Origin of the sequence: Acidovorax sp. K2F (genome assembly GCF_025246485.1) — a bacterium.
GTDB lineage: Bacteria > Pseudomonadota > Gammaproteobacteria > Burkholderiales > Burkholderiaceae_C > Acidovorax > Acidovorax delafieldii.
Map to the genome: position 1 here is coordinate 43,489 of NZ_JAOBSQ010000056.1, position 22,535 is coordinate 66,023.

Below are 22,535 nucleotides of genomic sequence, written 5' to 3' on the forward strand. Positions count from 1 at the left end.
TGGGCCGGGCGCCACTGTCTCGTATGCTCTCGGGCAGTGGATTTTACCGGAGCCCCTTCATGCGCCCTTTTGTTCGGACCCTGTTGACCACCCTGGCGCTGGCCGTGGTGCCGTTGGCAGCCAACGCCCAGACGCTGTACAAATCAGTGGGTACGGACGGCAGGGTGGTTTACAGCGACAAGCCTCCCACGGCCGGTGCCGTAGAGAAAACGATGAAGCTGGAAAACCTGCCGGTCAGCGTGGTACCGGGGGCGGGCCCTGCCCCCAAAACAGCCACTCCGGACACTCCACAGATTGCGGCTCCTCGGGGCGATGTGGTGCTGTACATGGCCACCTGGTGCGGCTACTGCAAGGCGGCCAAGGCCTATCTGGCGAGCAAGGGCATCGCCTATCGGGAGCTGGATATCGACACGCCTTCTGGCAAGGCGGCGTTCAGTCAGCTGGGGGCCAGAGGCGTACCGGTCTTGCTGACCAACGGCCAGAAGATCGCAGGATTCACGCCACAAGCATATGACGCGGTATTCATGGCGCGCAAATAGCCCAGCACCGAACCGTCGCCTGGACGGCCAGAGAACACTCGCGCGCCTCCACGCCGGCAGCGCTAAAGCGCTTTGCGCAAATTCGCTGGCGCGATCTTGAGCGCCTCGCGGTACTTGGCCACGGTGCGGCGTGCGCATTCGATGCCCTGCTCCTTGAGCATCTCGGCGATCTGGCTGTCGGACAGCGGCTTGGCCGGGTTTTCGGCGGACACGAACTGCTTGATCAGTGCGCGCACGGCCGTGCTGGACGCATTGCCACCAGTCTCGGTGCCCAGGCCAGAGCCAAAGAAGTACTTCAGCTCGTAGGTGCCGATCGGCGTGGCCATGTACTTGGCCGTGGTCACGCGGCTGATGGTGGACTCATGCAGGCCCAGCTCGTCGGCGATGTCGCGCAGCACCAGGGGGCGCATGGCCAATTCACCGTGGGTGAAGAAGTTCTTCTGCCGCTCGACGATGGCGCGCGAGACGCGCAGGATGGTGTCAAAACGCTGCTGGATGTTCTTGATGAACCAGCGCGCCTCCTGCAGGCGCTGCTGCATGCCCTGGTGGCCTTCGCCGCCCTTATGGCCACGCAGCGCGCCGGCGTAGATGTCGTGCACGCGCAGACGGGGCATCACATCGGGGTTGAGCTGCACGATGAAGTTGTGCTGGCCGTCCCGCCCGTTGGCACGGCCGGCTTTGCGCACGATGACGTCGGGGATGATGATGTTGCGCTCTACGTCGGCAAAACGGCGGCCAGGGCGAGGCTCCAGGCGGGCGATGAGTGCCATGGCAGATCGGGTGCGTTCTTCTCCGGCCACGCCACCTTCGCTGCACAGCTGCGTCAGGCGGCGGATGTCGCGGCGGGCCAGCATCTCCAGCGGCTGCTGACAGATGCGCAGCGCGGTCTGCACGGTCTCGGGGTCGGCGTCGCTGTCTTCGTCGGCCGCCAGCGCGGTGAGCTGCAGCGTCAGGCATTCGGCCAGGTTGCGCGCGCCCACGCCCACGGGCTCCAGGCTCTGCAGCAGACGTTGGGCCACGGTGAAGCGGTGCACCAGTTCTTCGATCTGTTCCAGGTCGTCGGGCCCGGCCAGGCTGGTAGCGAGTTCTTCCAGAGGCTCTTCGAGGTAGCCGTCGTCGTTCAGCGATTCAATGAGAAAACGCAGCGCGGCAGTGTCCACTTCAGACAGCCTCAGCGACAGTGCCTGGCGGTGCAAAAAGGCGGTGAGCGATTCGTGCGAACGGGCCAGCTCGGTGGCGTCGGCCTCGTCGCCTTCCGCATCGTTGCGGGTGCGCGCCGGGGCGTCGCCACCCCACTCGGCGTCGTTGGGCGCCATCTCGACGGTGCCGTCACCGCTCCAGTCGGGCTCGTCGGCGCCTCCACTGGGGATTTCAGCCTCGTTTTGGCTCTCAGCGCTAGTACTGCTTGCGCTGACAGCTCCTGAAAACATAGCATCATCGGCGCTGTAGTCGTCGGCCTGCGCGGGCGTGTCGGCGGCTTCCAGGCCAAACTCCTCGCGCGGGGCTTCGTCGGCATTGCGTTCGAGGAACGGGTTTTCGTCGAGCATCTGCTCGACTTCCTGCGAGAGTTCGAGCGTGGACAACTGCAGCAGCCGGATGGACTGCTGGAGCTGGGGGGTCAATGCAAGGTGCTGCGAGACGCGCAGCGACAGTCCAGGCTTCATCACATGCGGAAATGCTCGCCCAGGTACACGCGGCGTACTTCTGCGTTGTCCACGATCTCGGACGGCGTGCCCTGCGCCAGCACGCGGCCGTCGCTGATGATGAAGGCGTGGTCGCAGATGCCCAGCGTCTCGCGCACGTTGTGGTCGGTGATGAGCACACCAATACCGCGTGCCTTGAGGAAGCCGATGATGCGCTGGATCTCGATCACTGCGATGGGGTCGATGCCGGCAAAAGGCTCGTCCAGCAGGATGAAACGCGGCTGGGTGGCCAGGGCGCGGGCGATCTCGACGCGGCGGCGCTCGCCACCGGACAGCGCCAGCGCGGGCGAGGCACGCAGGTGGTCCACACGCAGCTCTTGCAGCAGTGCCGTCAGGCGCTCTTCGATGGCGTCGCGCGATAGCGGCTGGCCGTCATCGGCGCGCTGCAGTTCCAGCACCGCACGCACGTTTTCTTCGACGGTGAGCTTGCGGAAGATCGAGGCTTCTTGCGGCAGGTACGACAGACCCAGCCGAGAGCGGCGGTGGATGGGCATGTGGGCCACCGAGTGGCCGTCGATGCGAATATCGCCTGCATCGCTGCGCACCAGGCCCACGATCATGTAAAAGGATGTGGTCTTGCCCGCGCCGTTGGGGCCGAGCAACCCCACAACCTCGCCTTTTTGCACCACCAGCGACACATCCTTGACGACCTTGCGGCTGCCATAGGATTTGGCCAGATGCTGTACCTCCAGGCGGCTACCCGCCTGGGAGTCAGGACCGGTACTCACAGCAGGCCCGCTCACTTGGCGCCGCCGCCAAGGCTGTTGCTGGGGCGCAGCGCCGGTGCGGGCGCGTCAGGCGCTGGGGCCGGGGCTGCCGCGCCGGGCGGAGGGTCTTTGGGCGCCAGCACGGCGCGCACACGACCACCGGGCGCTGGTGTGTCGCCCGCTGCGGCAGAGGACGTTGGTGCCTTCTGGCCATCGACGGTGAACACATCGGTGAGGTTGTTGTAGACGATCACGGCGCCGGTGATCTCGTCGTTCAATACCGACCCACGGTACCGGCGGAGTTCGGCGCGGGTGATGAAGCGCACGTTGTCGGCCTTGCCGTCGTATTCGATGACTTCGCTTTCGCCTTCGATGAACTCGTCAGGCGCCCCCGCCACGGTGTCGCGCTTTTGGCGGAAGAACGCCCGTTTGCCCGCCTCGGCCGTGACCACGCCGTACTGGTAGCCGTCGGCGTCCTGGCGCACATCCAGCCGCGCGCCGCGCAGCACGATGGTGCCCTTGGTCATCACCACGCGGCCCGAGAACACGCTGGTCTGCTTGAGTTCATCGTGGCGCAGGGCGTCGGCCTCGATGTTCATGGGCTTGGCACGGTCAGCCTTTTCGGCATGTGCCATGCCCGCAAGGCCGGTCAAGGCTGCGAGCACAAGGAGGGGGAGTAGGCGGTGGGTCATAGGGCACGAATCTTGCAATGATTGTAGCCACCCGATGGTACCCACCCCGAAAAAAAAGCCCGCGTCAGCGGGCCTTTGGGACAACTTGCCGACAGGGTCGGCACATCATCAGGCTTTGCGTGCCGTGGCCGCCAGGTATTCGACCACCTGCAACACGGTTTGCATGCTGCCGGCCATCGTGCCGTCGGTGTAGTACTTGCCTGCCACACCCATGGAAGGCACGCCCTCAACACCGTACGAATCTTGCAGCTGCGAGGCGCGACGCACCTGGTTGGCCACACTGAAGGAGCCGTAGACCTCCTTGAACTTGGCCGCATCCACGCCCTGCTGGGTCACCCAGGCCAGGATTTCGTCGTCCTTGGCGAGCTTGGCCTTTTCCACGTGGATGGCGCGGAAGACCTTGGCGTGCAGGGCTTCGAGCTTGCCCATGCCTTCGAGCGTGTAGTACAGCTTTTGCTGGGGCACGAAGCTGGCGTTGAACGCCACGGGCACGCGGCGGATGGAGAGGTCCTTGGGCGCAGCCTTGACCCAGGCGTCCAGCGTGGGCTCGAAGGCGTTGCAGTGGGGGCAGCTGTACCAGAAGAACTCGATCACATCGACCTTGCCAGCCGGCGCATCGGGGGCGACGGGCTTGTCCAGCCGCTTGAAGTCCTTGCCCTCCTTGAACTGGCGGGCTTGCGCCATCGCGGGGTTGGCCACTGGCAGCGTCAGGGCAGAAGCGGCAACCGCCGAGGCGGCGGACAAAGAAAACTCACGGCGTTTCATGACAAAGACTCTCCTGGTTCAGGTATGCGGGATGTGAGACATCCCTTTACAAAAAGTTCAGCCCTGGTGGTGGCGCTGTATGCACAGGCCCCTGTTCACAGCCACAGGCCGATCAGCGCTGCACACGCACCAGCGCCGATTCCAGCCCGGCGCCATCGAGTTTCTCTTTGAGCACTTCGGCATCGTCACGCTTGGTGAAAGGACCGATGCGCACCCGGAAGACCGCCCGGCCATTTTGCTCACGCTCGCTCACACGGGCCTCCCAGCCCAGCATGGCCAGCTTGGCGCGCTGGGCGTCTGCGTCGGCCTGGGTGCGGAAGGCGCCCGCCTGCACAAAGTAGTCAAACGGGTCCACACTGCCCTTGGCCGCGGCCTTGGCCACGGCCAGATCGCCCAGCGGGTCAGCGCCCGGCTTGCTCTCGGCCTTGGCCTCGGCTTTGGCGTCTGGCTTGCTCGCGGCAGGCTTGGCAGCCGACGCGGCGGCGCGCACCTCGGGTGCCGGTGCCGATGCAGGGGCTGACGCGGCTGCTGCCACCGCTGGCGCCGCAGGGCGGGCCGGGTTTTTGCCATACAGCGGCGAGTTCGGGTCCCAGTTCTTGTTTTTCTGGGACTCCGCTGCGTCCAGGTCGGCGCCGCGGCCATTGCCCTTGTTCAGGAAGGGCACCGGCACCTTGGTCACGTACACGGCCACGGCCAGCGCCGCGCCCAGGCCCACGATGACCCCGACGATGAAGCCGACAATGGTCCCGCCCGTCTGTTGCTTTTTCATATTGGTAGTAACTGCTTACATTCTGGCCGGGGCCGACACGCCCAGCACGGCCAGGCCATTGTGCAATACCTGGGCGGTGGCAGCGACCAGCGCCAGGCGCGCCTTCTTCACAGCCTCGTCGTCCACGAGGATGCGCTCGGCATCGTAATAGCTGTGGTAGCTGGCGGCCAGGTCGCGCAGGTAGAAGGTCACATCGTGTGGCGCCTCACCGTCGGCGGCGGCGGTGAGCATCTCGGGGTACTTGGCCAGTTGCAGCATCAGCGCCTGGGCCTGCGGGCCTTCGAGGGCGGACAGGTCCACATCCTTGAGCGAAGCCACATCACCACCGCCCGCCTCTTGCCACGCACGCAGCACCGACTGGATGCGGGCATGCGCGTACTGCACGTAGTACACGGGGTTGTCGTTGTTCTGTGCCACGGCCAGGTCCACGTCGAAGGTGTACTCGGTGTCGGGCTTGCGGCTGAGCAGGAAGAAGCGCACCGCATCCTTGCTGGTCCACTCGATCAAATCGCGCAGCGTGACGTAGCTGCCGGCACGCTTGCTGATCTTGACCTCTTCGCCGCCCTTGACCACCCGCACCATGGTGTGCAGCACGTAGTCGGGGTAACCCTTGGGGATCCCCACATCGGCCGCCTGCAGGCCGGCGCGCACGCGGGCGATGGTGCCGTGGTGGTCCGTGCCCTGGATGTTGACAACCTTGGTGAAGCCGCGCTCCCACTTGGCAATGTGGTACGCCACGTCGGGCACGAAATAGGTGAAGGTGCCGTCCTGCTTGCGCATGACGCGGTCCTTGTCGTCGCCGTAATCGGTGGACTTGAGCCACAGCGCACCGTCCTGCTCGTAGGTCTTGCCGTTGGCTACGAGCTTGTTCACCGTGGCCTCGACGCGGCCGCTGGTGTACAGGCTGGATTCGAGGTAGTACTCGTCGAACTGGAGGTTGAAGGCCTGCAGGTCCTTGTCCTGCTCGTTGCGCAGGTAGGCCACCGCAAACTGGCGGATGTTGTCGTAGTCCTCCACATCGCCGTTGGCCGTGAACTCGCGGTCGTCAGCCTTCACGGTGGCCTTGGCCTTGAAGGCCTCGGCGATGTCGGCGATGTAGTCGCCGTTGTAGAAGTTCTTGGCCAGCGGGTTCTCGCTGTCGGTGGGCCAGCAGTCGTCGCCAGGCTTGAAGCCCTTGGCGCGCAGCTGCGTGCTCTTGGTCAGCGTGTCGATCTGTACGCCTGCGTCGTTGTAATAGAACTCGCGGTGCACCTTCCAGCCCTGGGTGCTGAACAGGTTGCAAATCGCATCGCCCAGCGCGGCCTGGCGGCCGTGGCCCACGTGCAGCGGGCCCGTGGGGTTGGCCGACACGAACTCGACCAGCACCTGCTGGCCGTTGCTGGCTTGGTAACCAAAGCGCTCGCCCGCAGCCAGCACCTCACGCACCACTTCCTGCTTGGCGGCGGGTTGGAGGCGGATGTTCAGAAAGCCCGGGCCCGCGATTTCAATGGCGGACACCCAGCGCTGAAAGGCGGGCGTGGCTTCGAGTGCGGCCTTGAGCTGCTCGCCCAGTGCGCGCGGGTTGAGCTTGAGGGGCTTGGCCAGTTGCATGGCCGCGGTGCAGGCGAAGTCGCCATGGGCCGCCACCTTGGGAGATTCAAAGGCTGCCTTGGCGCCAGCGCCGGGGAACAGGTTTTCCAGCTCGGCTGCGAGCGCAGCGAGCAATTCATTTTTGGCTGTGAGCATCGGTGGATTTTACGGGTCTGCCAGCAGCAGGGCGCCAGACGCGCCGCCAGGAGGCATCCCGCAGCGAAAGGCACAATGGGCCGCAATGCCCTTTCAACCGGAGAGTGCGCGTGCAACCCCAGCCCATCCTGCTCTATCGGCGCCGCTGGACCCTGGTGTTTCAGGTGCCTTTTGTGCTGCTGATGGCGGTATGCCTGGCCTTCTCGCTGTATTGGGCGTCTGTATCGAACGACCGACTGCTCACGGCCCTCTGCCTGTGTGCCGCATTCGTCTCCTTCTGTGTGGGCGGAACCCTGGGCCGGTCCGCCCTGGAGGCCTACCGGGAGCAAGACCCGGCGGTGGTCATTGACGCCACCGGTATCACCGATCTGCGCCAGGACGACCCGCACACCGTGACCTGGGAGGCCATGGAACGTGCGCACCTGGACGACTACGAAGGCGTGATCTTGGTCAAGTTGCGCCCCGGCCACAGAGACTCCGCACGGGGTGTGATCGTCAAGGCACTCAAACGCTGGCAGCAACGGGGGGATGTGGTGTTTGCCCTGGGTGGCCTGGCGCACGACCCCCGGCAGATCCACACGGCACTGAAAGCCTTTCATGCAGCCGCGGCCACCAGGGCCCGCGCAGGGTTGTGATGACGGGTCCGCGTTGTCGCGCGCCATGTTCTATGGTGCAATGCCGCCGGGACCCCCCATAACGCATTCACACCAGGAGATTCCATGAAAAAGCTTCTTTCCCTGACTGCACTCGGCCTGGCGCTGACACTGGGCTTTGGTGCCCACGCCGCCGAAGACGCTAAGGCCCCTACCAAACAGCAATCGAAGATGGCGACCTGCAACAAGGACGCCGGAGACATGAAGGGCGACGAGCGCAAGGCCTTCATGAAGACCTGCCTGAGCAACAAGCCCGCCACCCAGCAGGACAAGATGAAAACCTGCAACGCTGACGCCAAGGCCAAGACGCTCAAGGGCGACGAGCGCAAGGCCTTCATGAGCGAGTGCCTGAAGAAGTGAAGTAAGTTCACACCCGGTGCATCTTCACCGGGCTCGATAAGCAAAAGCCCGCCGGCATCCAGCCAGGCGGGCTTTTTTATGGGGGGCGTGTTTGCACTTACCAGCCGCGCGCCCAGAACACTGCAATCACGGCCACCACAGGCAGCACATGCGACTGGATCATCACCAGGCGGCGGACCCGCGCGACTTCTGCGGCGGGCGGCAGGGCGCCAGTGATGCGCAGGTTCTGGCGCCAGCGGCGAAACGCAGCCGAGGGCACAAACGACAGCACGACCATGGCCAGCACCAGGGTGATCTTGATGTGAAACAGGGGCTGCGACAGGTACCACGAGGCGCCCTTCACGCCCCAGATCAACCGGGCCAGGCCGCTGCCAATCATCACCGCCCCGGCCACACCGTAGATCACATCCAAGCGGGCCAGGCGCTCGACCACGGCAGCATTGAGCCACTCGATACGGCACAGCGCCGCCTGGCTGGACAGAAAAACCACAAAGGTCAGGATGGCCAGAAGGTGAAAGGCGGCCAGGATGGCTTCGAGGGTCATGGTGCAGATTCCTTGTAGCGCCCGAGGCCACTGCGCAGCTCCAAGCGCTCACAGTGCCATCCGGCAGGGCCACCATTGTGCGCGATGGCGCGGGCCTGACCGCTCCAAAAAGAAGCGGCGCGGGCCCGAAAGCCCGCGCCGCTGGCAGCGCTGATTCAGCAAGTACCCGCCATCAAGCCACGGTGCGCGCCACCGTCGCCACAGGCACATCCGCCGACACCACGGGGGCCGAGGCTGCAGACACTGCGAGCGGCAGCGGATGGCCATTCATCGCCGCGTCCAGGCGATCTTGGTCCAGCGCGTTTTCCCAGCGGGAGACGACCACCGTGGCCACGGCGTTGCCGATGAAGTTGGTCAGCGAGCGGCATTCGCTCATGAAACGGTCCACGCCCAGAATCAGCGCCATGCCGGCCACGGGCACTTCGGGCACCACGGCCAGGGTGGCGGCCAAGGTGATGAAGCCCGCGCCCGTCACGCCCGCCGCGCCCTTGGACGACAGCATGGCGACGAGCAACAGCGCCACCTGGTGGCCCAGCGTCAGTTCGGTGTTGGTCGCCTGGGCGATGAACAGCGCGGCCAGCGTCATGTAGATGTTGGTGCCGTCCAGGTTGAACGAGTAGCCCGTGGGCACCACCAGGCCCACCACCGACTTGCTGCAACCCGCCTTTTCCATCTTTTCCATCAGCGATGGCAGGGCGGATTCAGACGACGAAGTGCCCAGCACCAGCATCAGCTCGGCCTTGAGGTAGCGGATCAGCTTGAACACCGAGAAGCCACACAGGCGCGCCACCAAGCCCAGGATCACCACCACAAACAGCAGCGAGGTGACATAGAACGAGCCCACCAGCCACGCCAGGTTGACCAGCGAGCCCAGGCCAAACTTGCCAATGGTGAACGCCATGGCACCAAACGCACCCAGAGGCGCCGCCTTCATCACGATGCCCACCACCTTGAACACAGGCGTCGTCAGCGCGTCCAGAAAGTTCAGCACCGGGCGGCCTGCCTCACCCACCATGGCCAGGCCAATGCCGAACAGCACGGCCACCAGCAGCACCTGCAGGATGTTGTCGCCCACAAACGGGCTCACCAGCGTCTTGGGGATGATGTCCATGGCAAAGCCCGTGAGCGTCATCTCGTGCGACTTGGCCACGTAGCCCTTCACCGCCGTCTGGTCCAGGTCGGCTACGTTGATGTTCATGCCCGCGCCGGGCTGCACCACGTTGGCCACCACCAGGCCCACCACCAGGGCCAGCGTGGAGAAGAACAGAAAGTACGCCATGGCCTTGCCAAACACGCGGCCCACGGTGGAAAGCTGCGACATGCCCGCGATGCCGGTCACGATGGTCAGAAAGATCACCGGGGCGATGATCATCTTGACCAGCTTGATGAAAGCATCGCCCAGCGGCTTGAGCGCCTCGCCGTAGGACGGCTCGAAATGGCCCAGCAGAACGCCCAGGACGATGGCGAACACCACCTGGAAGTACAGTTGCCGATAAAAAGGCAGCTTCAAGGTCGAGGCTGCGGGAGCGGAATGGTTGTGCATGGAACGGGTCTCCTGGGGTCTTGGGACTGCACCACCGGAGTGCACCGGTGCGCTGTCAGGGTGCCGTTTGTACCGCTGCACTTTGTTTCAGCCGATAACCTATTGGTATTAGTCGCCCAACGCCCCAGAGGAGAGCATCGACGCACCATAAGGGTAACTACCTAGCCCCTGGAGCCCCCTGGAACCGGTGCGGCACACTCCCCACCTGCACCAGACTGGTTTCAGAACTCCGTTTTTTCATGCCCACGCCCCGCCTTCGCCAGTTCTGGACGCTGCTCCTCCTGCTTGCAGGCACTGCGGCCAGCATGTTTGCCGCCGGCCAATGGGCCTGGCACCGGTCCTTGCTGGACGAAAGCGACAGCGTGCAGCGCCAGCTGGCCCTGTACGGCCAGACGCTGGCCCAGCGCATCGACCGCTACCGCACCCTGCCCGAGGTGCTGGCCCTGGACGCGCAACTGCAGGACGCCCTGCGCCGCACCCTGAGCCCGGACGAGGTGGCGCAGCTCAACCGCAAGCTGGAGCAGGCCAACGGCGCCAGCCAGTCGTCCACCCTCACCCTGCTCAACCGCGACGGCCTGGCCGTGGCAGCTAGCAACTGGCGCACGGCCACCAGCAATGTGGGTGTGGACTACAGCTTTCGCCCCTATGTGCAGCAGGCGCTGGCCCAGGGGCGCGGCAGCTTCTACGGCATCGGCGTGACCACGGGCGAGCCGGGCTACTTCCTGTCGCAGGCCATCCGCGACGACAGCGGCCACATCCTGGGGCTGGTGGCCATCAAGATCGCGCTGCAGGAGCTGGAGCGCGAATGGCTGCAGACACCCGACATCGTGCTGGCGTCGGACGCGCATGGCGTGGTCTTTCTGGCCAGCCAGGACGCCTGGCGCTACCGCCTGCTGGAGCCGCTGGACGACGAAGAGCGCCGCGAGCTGAACGCCACGCGGCAATACTCCGACCAGCCTCTGCGCCCGCTCGACTATCGGGTGGACGACCACCTGGACAACGGCGGACGGCTGGTGCGCGTGCAAACGTCCGCCGACATGCCCGCCCCACCCGGCCGCATGCTGTGGCTGACCCAGCCCCTGCCCGGCACGCCCTGGCAACTGCACCTGGTGCACACCACCCACAGCAGCATGGCCGACAGCCGCTGGGCGGCCGCAGCCGGGGGCGGCGGCTGGCTGGCCCTGTCGCTGCTGGTGCTGTTTGTGCGCCAGCGCCAGCGCCTGGCCCGCCTGCGCCAGCGCAGCCGCCAGGAGCTGGAGACCGTGCTGCAACAGCACGCGCAGGAGTTGCGCACCGCGCAGGACGGCATCGTGCAGGCCGCGCAGCAAGCCGCGCAACAAACGGACACGGGCCTCTCCCGCAGCCTGGAACACCTGCCCCAGGGCGTGGTCATCATCGACGCCGACCTGAAGCTGGTGGCCTGGAACTCGCGCTATGTGCAACTGTTCCGCTACCCCGCCGACCTGATGCAGGTGGGCCGCCCCATTGAAGACCTGATGCGCCACAACGCACGCCGGGGCCTGCTGGGCCCGGGCCCGGTGGAAGAAGCCATCGAACGCCGCCTGGCGCACCTGCGCAGCGGCACCCCCCACCTGCACGAAAGCGCCAAGGACGACGGCACGGTGCTGGAGATCCGGGGCAACCCGCTGCCCGAGGGCGGTTTTGTGACCAGCTACGCCGACATCACCAGCTACAAGAACGCCGCACGCGAGCTGCGATCGCTGGCCGACGCACTGGAGCAGCGCGTGGCCGACCGCACCCGCGACCTGGACGCCGCGCGGCGCGAGGCCGAGCAGGCCAACCGATCCAAAACCCGCTTTGTGGCCGCCGCCGTGCACGACCTGCTGCAGCCCCTGAACGCCGCACGCATGTTCACCTCGCTGCTGCGCAGCCATCTGCCGGGTGACGCCGAACGGCACGCCGTGGACAGCATCGACGGCGCCTTGGCCGCGCAGGACGCCATCCTCAACAGCCTGCTCGACATCTCGCGCATGGAGTCGGGCCAGTTCGATGTGCACATCCACGACGTGGCCCTGGGGCCCCTGCTACAGGTGCTGGGCCACAACTTTGGCGTGATGGCCGAAAGCCAGGGCCTGCAACTGCGCTGCGTGCCCACGCGCGCCGTGGTGCGCACCGACGACAACCTGCTGCGCCGCATCCTGCAGAACTTTGTCTCCAACGCCATCCGCTACAGCCGGCGCGGGCGCATCGTGGTGGGCTGCCGCAGGGTGGGCGACCACCACCTGCGCATCGAGGTGCACGACCAGGGCCCCGGCATCCCCGAGGCATTGCAGCGCGAGATCTTCGAAGAATTCCGCCGCCTGGACGAAGGCCGCGCCGACGACCGGGGCGCAGGCCTGGGCCTGGCCATCGTCGAACGCCTGGGTCGCCTGCTGGGGCACGAGATTGGCCTGCGCTCACAGCTAGGGCGCGGCAGCGTGTTCTGGGTGTGTGTGCCGCTGGGCAACCCCGCCGCCGCGCAGCAGGCTGCGCCCCCCGCCACCACGCAGCAACCCGCCGACGACGCCCCCCTGCAAGGCAGCAGCGCCTGGGTCATTGATGACGACGGCCCTACCTGCGCCGCCACGCAGGCCCTGCTGCAGCGCTGGGGCTGCACGGTGCCGCTGGCCGCTGGCGCGCCCGAGGCCCTGGCCGCCGCCCAGCCCGGCCAAGCACCGCAGCTGGTGCTACTGGACGTGCACCTGGGCGCCGGCCTCCACGGCCCTGAAGTATTCGCGCAGCTGTGCCAGCGCTGGGGCCAGACGCCTGCCGTGATCCTGGTCACCGCCGAGCGCGATGCCACCCTGCGCCGCCAGGCCGCCGAACGCGGCTGGGGCTTTCTGGCCAAGCCGGTGCGCGCCCCCGCGCTGCGGGCGCTGGTGAGCCAGACGCTGCTGAGACAGGGAGCATCCCCCTGAGCCGCTGCGCGGCGGGGCGGCCCTTGCACGGCGCCTCACGCAGGGTGCTGCGCCCGGGTGGAGAGGCTGCGCTCGTCGCTACGCTTTTAGTAGCATCCAGGGCTTATTGAATAAGCGACAGCGGCCGTTTTGATGCAGAGCTCCACCTCAGGAAGACACGCCGTCTTCCGTCTCCAGACTTTTGACCAGCACAGCCGCCTGCGTGCGGCTGTAGCACTCCAGCTTTTTCAGGATGGCGGTGACATGCACCTTCACCGTGTTCTCGGCCAGGCCCAGCGCGCTCGCAATCTGCTTGTTCAGCAGGCCGTCGGCCAAACACAGCAGCACGCGGAATTGCTGGGGCGTGAGCTGCGCCAGGCGCGCGGCCAGCTCGGCGTCGGCCTCGGAGCGCTCGGCCGCCATGGGCGGGAACCAGCTGCCGCCGTCCAGCACGGCCTGGATGGCGTCGCCCATGGCGTCGGCGGGCGCGGACTTGGGGATGAAGCCCGCAGCACCAAACTGCTGGGCGCGGCGGATGACGCGGGGGTGGTCGTTGGACGAGATGATGACCACGGGCAGCTCGGGGTATTCGCCGCGCACATGCAACAGGGCCGAGAAGCCGCGCGTACCGGGCATGCTCAGGTCCAGCAGCACCAGCTCGACCTCGGGGTGGTCCTGCAGCGCCTGGCCCAGCGTGGCGGCGCTGGCCGCCTCCAGCGTGCGAAACTGCGGCAGCCGCTCGCGCAGCACGTGCAGCACAGCCGCACGGAACAGCGGGTGGTCGTCAGCGACAAGGAGCGTGGGCGCGGTGGACATGGAGTGTTGTGCAGTCTGCCACGGGGGCTATCAGCCGCCGGCCTGCGGGCCTTTCCAGAACGCGGGCTGCGCGTACTGGTGCTTGAGGTGTTCGATCCACAGCCGCACCCGCAGCGGCATGTGCTTGCGCTGCGGAAACACCACATAGATGCCGTTGGGCGGCGCCGCAAAATCGTGCAGCACCTCCACCAGCCGGCCTGCCGCGATCTCGGCCTCCACCTCCCAGGTGCTGCGCCAGGCAATGCCGTAGCCCGCCAGGCACCAGTCGTGCAGCACCTGCCCGTCCGAGCAATCGAGCGGGCCGCCGGGCTTGAGGTGGATGACCTCGGTGCCACCGCCTTCAACCGGCATGCGGAACGCCCAGCCCCGTGTTTGCGATGCCTCGCTCGACAGCGTGAGGCAGTCGTGCTGCACCAGCTCGCTGGGGTGGCGCGGGGTGCCGTGACGCTGCAGGTAGGCGGGTGTGGCCACGCACAGGCGGCGGTTGTCGGCAATGCGCACGCTCACCAGCGACGAGTCGGGCAGGTCGCCCACGCGCACGGCGCAGTCATAGCCCTCGCCCGCCAGGTCCACCACGCGGTCGCTGAGGTTGAGCGAGATGGTCACGTCCGGGTGGGCGGTGCGAAAACGTGGCACCAGCGGCGCCACATGGCGGCGGCCAAAGCCGGCCGGTGCGGTGATGCGCAAATGGCCCGTGGCCTTGACGCCCCCTTCGGACACGCTGGCCTCGGCGTTGGCCACGTCGGACAACAGGCGCTGGCAGTCTTCCAGAAACGCACTGCCCTCGTGCGTGAGGCTGATGCGGCGCGTGGTGCGCACCAGCAGCTTCACGCCCAGGTGTTCTTCCAGCGCATCGAGCCGCCGCCCCATGATGGCCGGCGCCACGCCCTCGGCCTTGGCCGCAGCGGTGAGGCTGCCGCGTGTTGCCACCGACACAAACGATTCGAAGGCCTTGAGTTTGTCCATGGGCGCTGATTATGGGGATAAAGCGGCGAAGGGCCTGGCGGCGCACTCTGGCACGGTCTGTGATCGGTTTTGAATCCAAACAGGCCGCATGCGCTAGTGGAATATGCTTGAACAGCTACATAAATGATAGTGAACCAGCATCACCCTCACTTCACACCAGGCGCGACTTGAGGAACCCCACGGTGCCATAGCGCTTGACCTCGGTGTAGAGGTCGCGCGTGAGGCCCTGCACCATGGCGGTGTAGGCGTCGGCCAGGTCGGGGGCGATGGTGAAGTGGTCGTAGTTCACTATCACGCTCACGCGCTCGCCCTGTGCGGCGAGCGGAGCGAGCAGGCGGCGCACCTCCAGCTCGATGGCGTCGATGGTGCTGGCGGTGTTGATCTGCAGCCCCGAGAAGTCGATGTGCAGCAGCTGGCGCGCGGCGTCCAGCTCAAAGCGCTGCACCAGCGGGCGGTTGAGCAGCTGCTCGCGCAGGCCCAGCGGGCCGGGCTCAAACAGGCGCAGGTCCATGGTCTGCAGGCCGGGGCTGATGCGCGGCGTGAATGCCATGTGGGCCAGCACATCGCGCTGCAGGTCGATGCCGGGCGCCAACTCGATCAGCTCGAGCGCACCGCCGCCATCCACCTCGCCCGAGGGCACCAGGCGGAACACGCAGCGCTCGGTCACATACAACACGCGCTGGCCGCGCCGCAGCGCCTCTGCGCCGCTGAAGGTGCGGTGCTCGACCTCGCGCACCAGCTTGCGCGCGCCGCCTTCGTGCAGGATGTGCAGGTGGCCGTCCACCGCCTCCACCTGCAGCGCACCCGCCGTGAAGGTGCCGACAAACACCACGGTCTTGGCGTTCTGGCTGATGTTGATGAAGCCGCCCGCACCCGCCAGGCGCGGGCCGAACTTGCTCACGTTGAGGTTGCCGTGCTGGTCGGCCTGCGCCAGGCCCAGGATCGCGATGTCCAGGCCCCCGCCGTCGTAGAAGTCGAACTGGTTGGGCTGGTCGATGATGGCCTGCGGGTTCACGGCCGCGCCGAAGTTCAGCCCGCCGGCGGGGATGCCGCCGATCACGCCGGGCTCGGCCGTGAGCGTGACGAGGTCGATGATGCGCTCTTCAGCCGCTACGTTGGCCACCCCCTCGGGCATGCCGATCCCCAGGTTCACCACCTGGTGCGGGCGCAGCTCCAGCGCCGCGCGGCGGGCGATGATCTTGCGCTCGGTCAGGGGCATGGCCTCCAGCGTGTCCATGGGCACGCGCAACTCGCCCGCAAACGCGGCGCTGTAGGGCTCGGCAAAGGTCTGGTGGTGGTGCGCGGGCTCGGTGGCCAGCACCACGGCGTCCACCAGCACGCCGGGCACCTTCACCTGCCGGGGGTTGAGCGTGCCGCGCTCGGCGATGCGCTCGACCTGGGCGATGACCACGCCGCCCGAGTTGCGCGCGGCCATGGCAATCGCCAGCGCTTCGAGCGTGAGCGCCTCGCGCTCCATGGTGAGGTTGCCGTCGGCGTCGGCCGTGGTCGCGCGGATGATGCCCACGTGGATCGGAAAGGCCTTGTAGAACAGGTAGTCCTGCCCGTCGATGGGCAGGATGCGCACCAGGTCTTCGGTGGTGCGCGCGTTGAGCTTGCCGCCGCCGTGGCGCGGGTCCACAAAGGTGTCCAGGCCCACGCGCGTGAGCGTGCCGGGCTTGCCTGCAGCGATGTCGCGAAACAAATGCGTGATCACGCCCTGGGGCAGGTTCCAGGCCTCGATCTGGTTGTCCACCGCCAGCTTCTGGATGCGGGGCACCAGGCTCCAGTGCCCGCCGATCACGCGCTTGAGCAGGCCGGCGTGGCCCAGGTGGTTGAGGCCCCGCTGCTTGCCGTCGCCCTGGCCTGCGGCGTAGACCAGCGTGAGGTCGCGCGGGGTTTGGGTCGTTTCCCAGCGCTGGGCCAGCGCCACCGCAATGCTCTCGGCAAAGCCGATGCCCACAAAGCCGCCCGTGGCCACGGTGTCGCCGTCGTGGATGAGCTGCACGGCATCTGCGGCGCTCACGATCTTGTTCTTGTGGGCCGCGTTGAGCGCGCTGGCGTCCAGGGGTGCCTGCATGGGTTTGTCTCCCGGTGGGTTTGTTGTGCGCGCAGCGTAGTGGGTAACGGGCGAAAGCACCATTCAGGGTGACTACGGACTGTCACCAGTTTTGCGTAAAAGTCACTGGTTTAGAGATTTTCAGCGTATTTATGTGGGCAAACATTTGAAATACAGTCTCTCCATGGCCTGCTGTTGCGGGCACCGTTTTTCATTGATCTCCGTTTTCACCACTCTTCTTGAGGCACCCCATGACCGAACGCACCCAAGTCCACGGCCTGCAAGTGGCCACTTCCCTGTACCGCTTTGTCGAAGATAAGGTGCTGCCCGGCACGGGGGTGGACGCCACCGCCTTCTGGAAAGGTTTTGACGCCATCGTGTCCGACCTGGCCCCGCGCAACATCGCCCTGCTGGCCGAGCGCGACCGCCTCCAGACCGAGCTGGACACCTGGCACAAGGCCAACCCCGGCCCCATCCAGAACATGGTGGCCTACCGCGGCTTTCTCGAAAAGATCGGCTACCTGGTGCCCCAGCCTGCCGACGTGAAGGCCACCACCACCAACGTGGACGACGAGCTGGCCACGCAGGCCGGCCCGCAACTGGTGGTGCCCATCCTGAACGCACGTTATGCACTCAACGCCGCCAACGCGCGCTGGGGCAGCCTGTATGACGCGTTGTATGGCACGGACGCCATCCCCGAAACCGATGGCGCCGAAAAGGGCAAGGGCTACAACCCCGTGCGCGGCGCCAAGGTGATCGCCTTTGCGCGCCAGGTGCTGGACGACACCGCGCCTTTGGCCTCGGGCTCGCACAAGGATTCGACGGGCTACAAGGTGGAAGGCGGCCAGCTGGTGGTGTCACTCGCAAACGGCAGCACCACAAGCCTGAAGGACGCGTCGCAGTTCAAGGGCTACCAGGGCAATGCCGCCGCGCCGTCGTCGGTGCTGCTGCAGCACAACGGCCTGCACCTCGATATCCAGATCGACCGCAGCACGCCCATCGGCCAGTCCGATGCCGCAGGCGTGAGCGATCTGGTGCTGGAAGCGGCCCTGTCCACCATCCTGGACCTGGAAGACTCCGTGGCCGCCGTGGACGCCGAAGACAAGGTGCTGGGCTACAGCAACTGGCTGGGCATCATCCAGGCCACGCTGACCGAGCAGGTCGCCAAGGGCGGCAAGACCTTCACGCGCGGGCTGAACCCTGACCGTGTTTACACGGCCCCCCAAGGCGGCGAAGTGCGCCTGCATGGCCGCTCGCTGATGTTCCTGCGCAATGTGGGCCACCTGATGACCAACCCGGCCATCCTGTGGACCGACGCGCAGGGCACACAGCGCGAGATCCCCGAAGGCATCATGGACGCGGTAGTGACCACGGCCATCGCGCTGCACGATCTGCAAGGGCACGGCGCCAACGGCATCCGCAACTCCCGCAAGGGCAGCGTCTACATCGTCAAGCCCAAGATGCACGGCCCGGCCGAAGTCGGCTTTGCCGCTGAACTCTTCGGCCGCGTCGAGAAGCTGCTGGGCCTTCCCGACAGCACCGTGAAGCTGGGCATCATGGACGAGGAGCGCCGCACGTCCGTCAACCTCAAGGCCTGTATTGCCGCTGCATCAAGCCGCGTGGCGTTCATCAACACCGGCTTTCTGGACCGCACCGGCGACGAAATGCACACCGCCATGCACGCTGGTCCTATGGTGCGCAAGGGCGACATGAAGACCAGCGCCTGGATCCAGTCGTACGAGAAGAACAACGTGCTGGTGGGCCTCTCCTGTGGCCTGCGCGGCAAGGCGCAGATCGGCAAGGGCATGTGGGCCATGCCCGACCTGATGGCCGAGATGCTCAAGCAGAAGATCGCCCACCCCAAGGCCGGTGCCAACACTGCCTGGGTGCCCAGCCCCACGGGCGCCACGCTGCACGCGCTGCACTACCACCAGGTGAAGGTGAGCGACATCCAGATCGAGCTGGAAAAAACCGATGTGAACGCCGAGCGCGACAACCTGCTGACCGGCCTGCTCACCGTGCCCGTGGCCGCTGCACCGAACTGGAGCGACGCCGAGAAGCAGCAGGAGCTGGACAACAACGCCCAGGGCATTCTGGGCTACGTGGTGCGCTGGGTGGACCAGGGCGTGGGCTGCTCCAAGGTGCCTGACATTCACAACGTGGGCCTGATGGAAGACCGCGCCACGCTGCGCATCAGCAGCCAGCACATGGCCAACTGGCTGCACCATGGCGTGGTGACGGAAGCCCAGGTGCGCGAGACCTTTGAGCGCATGGCCGCCGTGGTGGACCAGCAAAACGCGGGTGACCCGCTGTATCAGCCCATGGCCGGACACTTTGCCACCAGCATGGCCTACAAGGCAGCGTGTGACCTGGTCTTCAAGGGCATGGAACAGCCCAGCGGCTACACCGAGCCACTGCTGCACGCCTGGCGCCTGAAGCTGAAGGCAGCGCAAGCGGCCTGATTCCCGACTGCAGGCAGTGCCGTATTCACGGCGCTGACCACTCCACTTTTGATAGCTGCTAGCACAATAAATATGTGCGCTAGCAGCTATTTTTGTTTCAGGCAGTACTCCGACTCACCTTGTCCAGTTGTGTGAGAAGCGGCGACCGCGTTTGGGGCAAGCTGCGCCGTACACTGGCACCGACGCCCACGCGCTTACTCCTATGCCTGCAGCACCACCTACCCACCCCGTTCCGTCTGTCTGCCCGCTGTGCGGGCAGCCCAATCAGTGCGCTATCGCGGCGGGTCTCCCAGCAGAAAGCTGCTGGTGCATGACGCAGACCATCGACCCTGCGGCCTTGGCCGCTTTGCCGCAGGAGGCACGCGGCAAGGTCTGTATCTGCGCGGCTTGCGGCGCGCCGGCGCCAGACGCACAGCAACCCTCCGCCGCAGGCCACCCGCCTTCGCCGATATGATTTGGGCTTTTCGCTGTCTTCACAGCGCGCGAAGGAACAAGACATGCCCACGTACCACATCGAAATGATGGAAGGCCGCACGGTCGAGCAAAAGAAGAAGCTGGTGGAAGAGATCACCCGCGTATCCGTCGAGATCCTGGGCGGCTCGCCCGAGTCGGTGGACATCCTGATTACGGACGTAAAGCGCGAAAACTGGGCCACGGGCGGCAAGCTCTGGCTGGAGCGCACATCCTGAGTGGTGCAGCCTCCCTCCGTCACTGACCCCGTGGCATCGCATCTCTGCCGGATCGCTTCATGAGCACCGCTTCGGGGTCTCTGGCCGTGTTGCGCGAGCGTTATGGCGAGCGCTACCGGTGGCTGTTGTTGCTGTCCGTGATGGTCGGCACCATGGCCTCCATCATGTCCTCCACCATCGTCAACGTGGCGATACCGGACATGAGCCACTACTTTGCACTGGGCCAGGAGCGCGCCCAGTGGGTCACCTCCGGGTTCATGGTGGCCACCACCGTGTCCATGCTCACCACCCCCTGGCTGTTGTCGCGGTACGGTTACCGCGCGACGTATGTGGGCGCGATGTTGCTGCTGCTCATTGGCGGTGTGGGGGGCGGCCTGGCGCGCGACTTTGGCCTGGTGCTGGCGGCACGCGTCGCCGAGGGGCTGGCAGCGGGTGTGGTGCAGCCCATCCCGGCCGTCATCATCCTGTATGCCTTCCAGCCCCACGAGCAGGGGCGCGCCAGCGGCATTTTTGGCATGGGCGTCGTGCTGGCGCCGGCCATCGGTCCGAGCATGGGCGGTTTGCTGGTGGATTGGTTTGGCTGGCGCTCCATATTTTTCATGGTAGTGCCGCTGTGCCTGGCCTCCATCTGGCTGGCGTACAAGTTTGTACCGGTCACCGCCCCTGGAGGGGTTGAGGCCAATCGGCAAGGCCAGGCGCTGGACTGGCGAGGCCTTCTGCTGGGCACGGTGGGAACGCTATGCCTGCTGAACGGCCTGGTGTCGCTGCATGGCGGCTCTCACGTCGAGGCGGTAGGCTTGCTGGTGGGTGCGGTGGTGGCCGTCGCCTGTTTCATTGCCTGGCAGCGCAGGCTGCTGCGCACCGGACGCAAGCCGCTCATGGACCTGCGCCTCTTCCAATACCGGCAGTTCGCCATGGGCAGTGTGGTGGCATTCATCTACGGCACCGCCTTGTTCGGCTCTACCTACCTGTTGCCGGTGTTCATGCAACTGGGGCTGGAGCTGTCGGCATCGCACGTGGGCACCCTCATGCTGCCGGCAGGGTTCGTTCTGGCCGCCACCATCGCCATGGTGGGCCGATTGGCGGACCGGCAGCCCACCCATTTGTTGGTCAGCACCGGGCTCGGTTTGCTGGCCCTGTCGTTCGGGCTGATGGTGTTTGTGGGCCTTGGCTCGTCGCTGTGGATGCTCGTCGCTTTTGCGATCCTGGGACGCATTGGACTCGGCTTCATTCTGCCCTCGCTGAATCTGGGCTCCATGCGCCCGCTGGACAAGTCGCTCATTTCTCAGGGCTCCAGCGCCATTGGCTTCTTGCGCATGCTGGGCGGCGCCGCCGGGGTCAGCCTGTGCGGCATCGTGCTCGAATGGCGACTCGGCGCACATGGCGCCTCGTTGACGGCCGGAGCAAGCAACCCGGCGCGCATCGCAGCATTCGGTGAAACCTTTTTGATGCTGACTTTTCTGTGCGGGCTGGCGCTGGTGGCCGCCTGGCAGCTGCGCGAGGCGCGGCCAGATTGACAGCAGGCATGCCTTGTCCTGATGCTTGAAGGCGGATGCGCGCATTGCCCCATCAAGCCTTTCAAGAAATCAAAGAAACGGAACCTCCGCCATGTGCCAACTCCTCGGCATGAACTGCAATGTGCCCACCGATGTGACCTTCAGCTTCACGGGCTTTGCGCAACGCGGCGGTAAGACCGACCACCATACGGACGGCTGGGGCATCGCGTTTTTTGAGGACAAGGGGCTTCGGCACTTCGTGGACCATCTGGCGGCCGTGGACTCACCGGTGGCCGAACTCTTTCGCCGTTACCCCATCAAGAGCCGAAACGTCATCGCCCATATCCGCAAGGCCACCCAAGGCATGGTGAGCCTGCAGAACTGCCATCCGTTCGTGCGTGAGCTGTGGGGCCGCTACTGGGTCTTTGCCCACAACGGAGATTTGAAAGACTTCCGCCCTCGCCTGCATTCGCATTTCCGCCCCGTGGGCGATACCGACAGCGAGCATGCTTTTTGCTGGATCATGCAAGAGTTGGCCAAATCGCACGCCAGCGTGCCTTCTGTTCCAGAGCTGACGCTAACGCTCAAGGAACTCGCTGCGCGCATAGCGCCCCACGGCACATTCAATTTCCTGCTTTCCAATGGACAGGCGTTGTGGGCACACGCCTCTACCCATCTGCACTACATAGAGCGCCGCCATCCTTTCGGCGCTGCGCAGCTGAGTGACGAAGACCTCCAGCTGGATTTTTCGAAGGAGACTGGCGTGAACGATCAGGTGGCAGTGATCGTGACCAGCCCCCTCACGACCAACGAAACGTGGACGGCGTTCGGCAAAGGTGAACTGCTGGTGTTCGAACAAGGCCGACGGCTGCCTATCTGACGCATACGATATATCGCCGCTGAGAGAGGCTGTGAATATGGGGACGCGCGGAACGGGTGCACTTTGGTTCTCGCGAGGTTCTACCGATCAGCTCATGCCGTATTGATTGAAGCGAGTGGGCCCATTCTGACAGTTCGATCTGGAGCTGTGCGGACTGCGTGGATGAGGGGCTTCGTGCGTCTGGCGGCCCGGTAAGTCCGGTGCAAACCCTGCGAACTGCGGTACCACAAGCGTTGAGCAGCCTACAGCCCCTGGCGCATTTCGATGTCTTCT

The 22,535-nt window shown here is 65.7% G+C and carries 20 protein-coding genes; 9 read left to right on the forward strand and 11 right to left on the reverse strand.

Annotation, left to right across the window (positions count from 1 at the left end; genetic code table 11):
* Positions 1 to 59: 59 nt before the first annotated feature.
* Positions 60 to 539, forward strand: a complete 480-nt coding sequence (locus N4G42_RS22535) for a glutaredoxin family protein (RefSeq protein ID WP_260668799.1) — start codon at positions 60 to 62, stop codon at positions 537 to 539.
* A 62-nt stretch (positions 540 to 601) separates the two neighbouring features.
* Here N4G42_RS22535 and N4G42_RS22540 read toward each other — a convergent pair whose 3' ends face one another.
* From N4G42_RS22540 to argS, 6 genes are all read right to left on the reverse strand, one after another.
* Positions 602 to 2,203: an RNA polymerase factor sigma-54 gene (locus N4G42_RS22540; RefSeq protein WP_108498276.1), complete on the reverse strand. Its 1,602-nt coding sequence runs from the start codon at positions 2,201 to 2,203 to the stop codon at positions 602 to 604.
* Positions 2,203 to 2,985, reverse strand: a complete 783-nt coding sequence (lptB, locus tag N4G42_RS22545) for an LPS export ABC transporter ATP-binding protein (RefSeq protein ID WP_056065226.1) — start codon at positions 2,983 to 2,985, stop codon at positions 2,203 to 2,205. The genes N4G42_RS22540 and lptB overlap by 1 nt, the downstream gene beginning before the upstream one ends.
* Positions 2,982 to 3,641: a lipopolysaccharide transport periplasmic protein LptA gene (gene lptA / locus N4G42_RS22550; RefSeq protein WP_192422346.1), complete on the reverse strand. Its 660-nt coding sequence runs from the start codon at positions 3,639 to 3,641 to the stop codon at positions 2,982 to 2,984. The genes lptB and lptA overlap by 4 nt, the downstream gene beginning before the upstream one ends.
* A gap of 108 nt (positions 3,642 to 3,749) precedes the next feature.
* Complete coding sequence (locus N4G42_RS22555; protein WP_056747786.1) at positions 3,750 to 4,406, reverse strand: thiol:disulfide interchange protein DsbA/DsbL; 657 nt, start codon at positions 4,404 to 4,406, stop codon at positions 3,750 to 3,752.
* A 112-nt stretch (positions 4,407 to 4,518) separates the two neighbouring features.
* Positions 4,519 to 5,175 carry an SPOR domain-containing protein gene (locus tag N4G42_RS22560; protein ID WP_056747785.1) on the reverse strand — a complete coding sequence of 219 codons (657 nt, stop codon included), beginning with the start codon at positions 5,173 to 5,175 and terminating at the stop codon, positions 4,519 to 4,521.
* Between the two features lie 15 nt (positions 5,176 to 5,190).
* Positions 5,191 to 6,900 carry an arginine--tRNA ligase gene (argS, locus tag N4G42_RS22565; protein ID WP_260668800.1) on the reverse strand — a complete coding sequence of 570 codons (1,710 nt, stop codon included), beginning with the start codon at positions 6,898 to 6,900 and terminating at the stop codon, positions 5,191 to 5,193.
* A gap of 110 nt (positions 6,901 to 7,010) precedes the next feature.
* Between argS and N4G42_RS22570 the strand changes: the two genes are divergently transcribed.
* Together N4G42_RS22570 and N4G42_RS22575 are read left to right on the forward strand one after the other, a co-directional pair.
* The gene (locus N4G42_RS22570) at positions 7,011 to 7,535 is read left to right on the forward strand and encodes a hypothetical protein (RefSeq protein WP_260668801.1); all 525 of its coding nucleotides are present in this window, start codon (positions 7,011 to 7,013) and stop codon (positions 7,533 to 7,535) included.
* Positions 7,536 to 7,619: 84 nt separating this feature from the next.
* Entirely contained in the window at positions 7,620 to 7,913 is a 294-nt protein-coding gene (locus N4G42_RS22575) for a PsiF family protein (protein ID WP_260668802.1), read from the forward strand.
* Between the two features lie 97 nt (positions 7,914 to 8,010).
* On the opposite strand, the gene N4G42_RS22580 is transcribed toward N4G42_RS22575, so the two are convergent.
* Together N4G42_RS22580 and N4G42_RS22585 are read right to left on the reverse strand one after the other, a co-directional pair.
* Positions 8,011 to 8,457, reverse strand: a complete 447-nt coding sequence (locus N4G42_RS22580) for a DUF2214 family protein (RefSeq protein WP_260668803.1) — start codon at positions 8,455 to 8,457, stop codon at positions 8,011 to 8,013.
* Between the two features lie 172 nt (positions 8,458 to 8,629).
* Positions 8,630 to 10,000: a dicarboxylate/amino acid:cation symporter gene (locus tag N4G42_RS22585; protein ID WP_260668804.1), complete on the reverse strand. Its 1,371-nt coding sequence runs from the start codon at positions 9,998 to 10,000 to the stop codon at positions 8,630 to 8,632.
* Between the two features lie 239 nt (positions 10,001 to 10,239).
* Between N4G42_RS22585 and N4G42_RS22590 the strand changes: the two genes are divergently transcribed.
* Positions 10,240 to 12,918 carry a PAS-domain containing protein gene (locus tag N4G42_RS22590; RefSeq protein ID WP_260668805.1) on the forward strand — a complete coding sequence of 893 codons (2,679 nt, stop codon included), beginning with the start codon at positions 10,240 to 10,242 and terminating at the stop codon, positions 12,916 to 12,918.
* A 147-nt stretch (positions 12,919 to 13,065) separates the two neighbouring features.
* On the opposite strand, the gene N4G42_RS22595 is transcribed toward N4G42_RS22590, so the two are convergent.
* The 3 genes from N4G42_RS22595 to N4G42_RS22605 all read right to left on the reverse strand — a co-directional run bounded on the left by N4G42_RS22595 (position 13,066) and on the right by N4G42_RS22605 (position 16,756).
* On the reverse strand, positions 13,066 to 13,713 hold the full coding sequence (locus N4G42_RS22595) for a LuxR C-terminal-related transcriptional regulator (protein WP_260668806.1): 648 nt from the start codon (positions 13,711 to 13,713) through the stop codon (positions 13,066 to 13,068).
* Positions 13,714 to 13,743: 30 nt separating this feature from the next.
* The gene (locus tag N4G42_RS22600) at positions 13,744 to 14,679 is read right to left on the reverse strand and encodes a LysR family transcriptional regulator (protein WP_015016104.1); all 936 of its coding nucleotides are present in this window, start codon (positions 14,677 to 14,679) and stop codon (positions 13,744 to 13,746) included.
* Between the two features lie 151 nt (positions 14,680 to 14,830).
* A complete protein-coding gene (locus tag N4G42_RS22605; protein WP_260668807.1) occupies positions 14,831 to 16,756 on the reverse strand; it encodes an acyl CoA:acetate/3-ketoacid CoA transferase in 1,926 nt (641 codons plus the stop codon).
* A 230-nt stretch (positions 16,757 to 16,986) separates the two neighbouring features.
* On the opposite strand from N4G42_RS22605, the gene N4G42_RS22610 reads away from it, so the two are divergent.
* The 5 genes from N4G42_RS22610 to N4G42_RS22630 all read left to right on the forward strand — a co-directional run bounded on the left by N4G42_RS22610 (position 16,987) and on the right by N4G42_RS22630 (position 22,262).
* On the forward strand, positions 16,987 to 19,197 hold the full coding sequence (locus N4G42_RS22610; protein WP_260668808.1) for a malate synthase G: 2,211 nt from the start codon (positions 16,987 to 16,989) through the stop codon (positions 19,195 to 19,197).
* Between the two features lie 202 nt (positions 19,198 to 19,399).
* Positions 19,400 to 19,651, forward strand: a complete 252-nt coding sequence (locus tag N4G42_RS22615; protein ID WP_260668809.1) for a cysteine-rich CWC family protein — start codon at positions 19,400 to 19,402, stop codon at positions 19,649 to 19,651.
* 43 nt (positions 19,652 to 19,694) lie between these two features.
* Positions 19,695 to 19,886, forward strand: coding sequence for a 4-oxalocrotonate tautomerase (locus N4G42_RS22620; RefSeq protein ID WP_015016108.1), 192 nt, complete (start codon positions 19,695 to 19,697; stop codon positions 19,884 to 19,886).
* Positions 19,887 to 19,945: 59 nt separating this feature from the next.
* Positions 19,946 to 21,403 (forward strand): DHA2 family efflux MFS transporter permease subunit, encoded by a 1,458-nt coding sequence (locus tag N4G42_RS22625; protein ID WP_260668810.1) that lies wholly within the window; start codon positions 19,946 to 19,948, stop codon positions 21,401 to 21,403.
* Positions 21,404 to 21,494: 91 nt separating this feature from the next.
* Positions 21,495 to 22,262 (forward strand): class II glutamine amidotransferase, encoded by a 768-nt coding sequence (locus N4G42_RS22630; protein ID WP_260668811.1) that lies wholly within the window; start codon positions 21,495 to 21,497, stop codon positions 22,260 to 22,262.
* The last annotated feature ends 273 nt before the right edge of the window (positions 22,263 to 22,535 follow it).

Bases quoted from the DNA above. Each gene is read 5' to 3' on its own strand.
- N4G42_RS22610 (WP_260668808.1), top strand. From the start codon at position 16,987: ATGACCGAACGCACCCAAGTCCACGGCCTGCAAGTGGCCACTTCCCTG.
- N4G42_RS22625 (WP_260668810.1), top strand. From the start codon at position 19,946: ATGAGCACCGCTTCGGGGTCTCTGGCCGTGTTGCGCGAGCGTTATGGC.
- N4G42_RS22555 (WP_056747786.1), bottom strand. From the start codon at position 4,406: ATGAAACGCCGTGAGTTTTCTTTGTCCGCCGCCTCGGCGGTTGCCGCT.
- lptA (WP_192422346.1), bottom strand. From the start codon at position 3,641: ATGACCCACCGCCTACTCCCCCTCCTTGTGCTCGCAGCCTTGACCGGC.
- N4G42_RS22590 (WP_260668805.1), top strand. From the start codon at position 10,240: ATGCCCACGCCCCGCCTTCGCCAGTTCTGGACGCTGCTCCTCCTGCTT.
- N4G42_RS22580 (WP_260668803.1), bottom strand. From the start codon at position 8,457: ATGACCCTCGAAGCCATCCTGGCCGCCTTTCACCTTCTGGCCATCCTG.
- N4G42_RS22535 (WP_260668799.1), top strand. From the start codon at position 60: ATGCGCCCTTTTGTTCGGACCCTGTTGACCACCCTGGCGCTGGCCGTG.
- argS (WP_260668800.1), bottom strand. From the start codon at position 6,900: ATGCTCACAGCCAAAAATGAATTGCTCGCTGCGCTCGCAGCCGAGCTG.
- N4G42_RS22600 (WP_015016104.1), bottom strand. From the start codon at position 14,679: ATGGACAAACTCAAGGCCTTCGAATCGTTTGTGTCGGTGGCAACACGC.
- N4G42_RS22540 (WP_108498276.1), bottom strand. From the start codon at position 2,203: ATGAAGCCTGGACTGTCGCTGCGCGTCTCGCAGCACCTTGCATTGACC.
- N4G42_RS22605 (WP_260668807.1), bottom strand. From the start codon at position 16,756: ATGCAGGCACCCCTGGACGCCAGCGCGCTCAACGCGGCCCACAAGAAC.
- N4G42_RS22615 (WP_260668809.1), top strand. From the start codon at position 19,400: ATGCCTGCAGCACCACCTACCCACCCCGTTCCGTCTGTCTGCCCGCTG.
- N4G42_RS22620 (WP_015016108.1), top strand. From the start codon at position 19,695: ATGCCCACGTACCACATCGAAATGATGGAAGGCCGCACGGTCGAGCAA.
- N4G42_RS22575 (WP_260668802.1), top strand. From the start codon at position 7,620: ATGAAAAAGCTTCTTTCCCTGACTGCACTCGGCCTGGCGCTGACACTG.
- N4G42_RS22560 (WP_056747785.1), bottom strand. From the start codon at position 5,175: ATGAAAAAGCAACAGACGGGCGGGACCATTGTCGGCTTCATCGTCGGG.
- N4G42_RS22630 (WP_260668811.1), top strand. From the start codon at position 21,495: ATGTGCCAACTCCTCGGCATGAACTGCAATGTGCCCACCGATGTGACC.
- N4G42_RS22595 (WP_260668806.1), bottom strand. From the start codon at position 13,713: ATGTCCACCGCGCCCACGCTCCTTGTCGCTGACGACCACCCGCTGTTC.
- N4G42_RS22585 (WP_260668804.1), bottom strand. From the start codon at position 10,000: ATGCACAACCATTCCGCTCCCGCAGCCTCGACCTTGAAGCTGCCTTTT.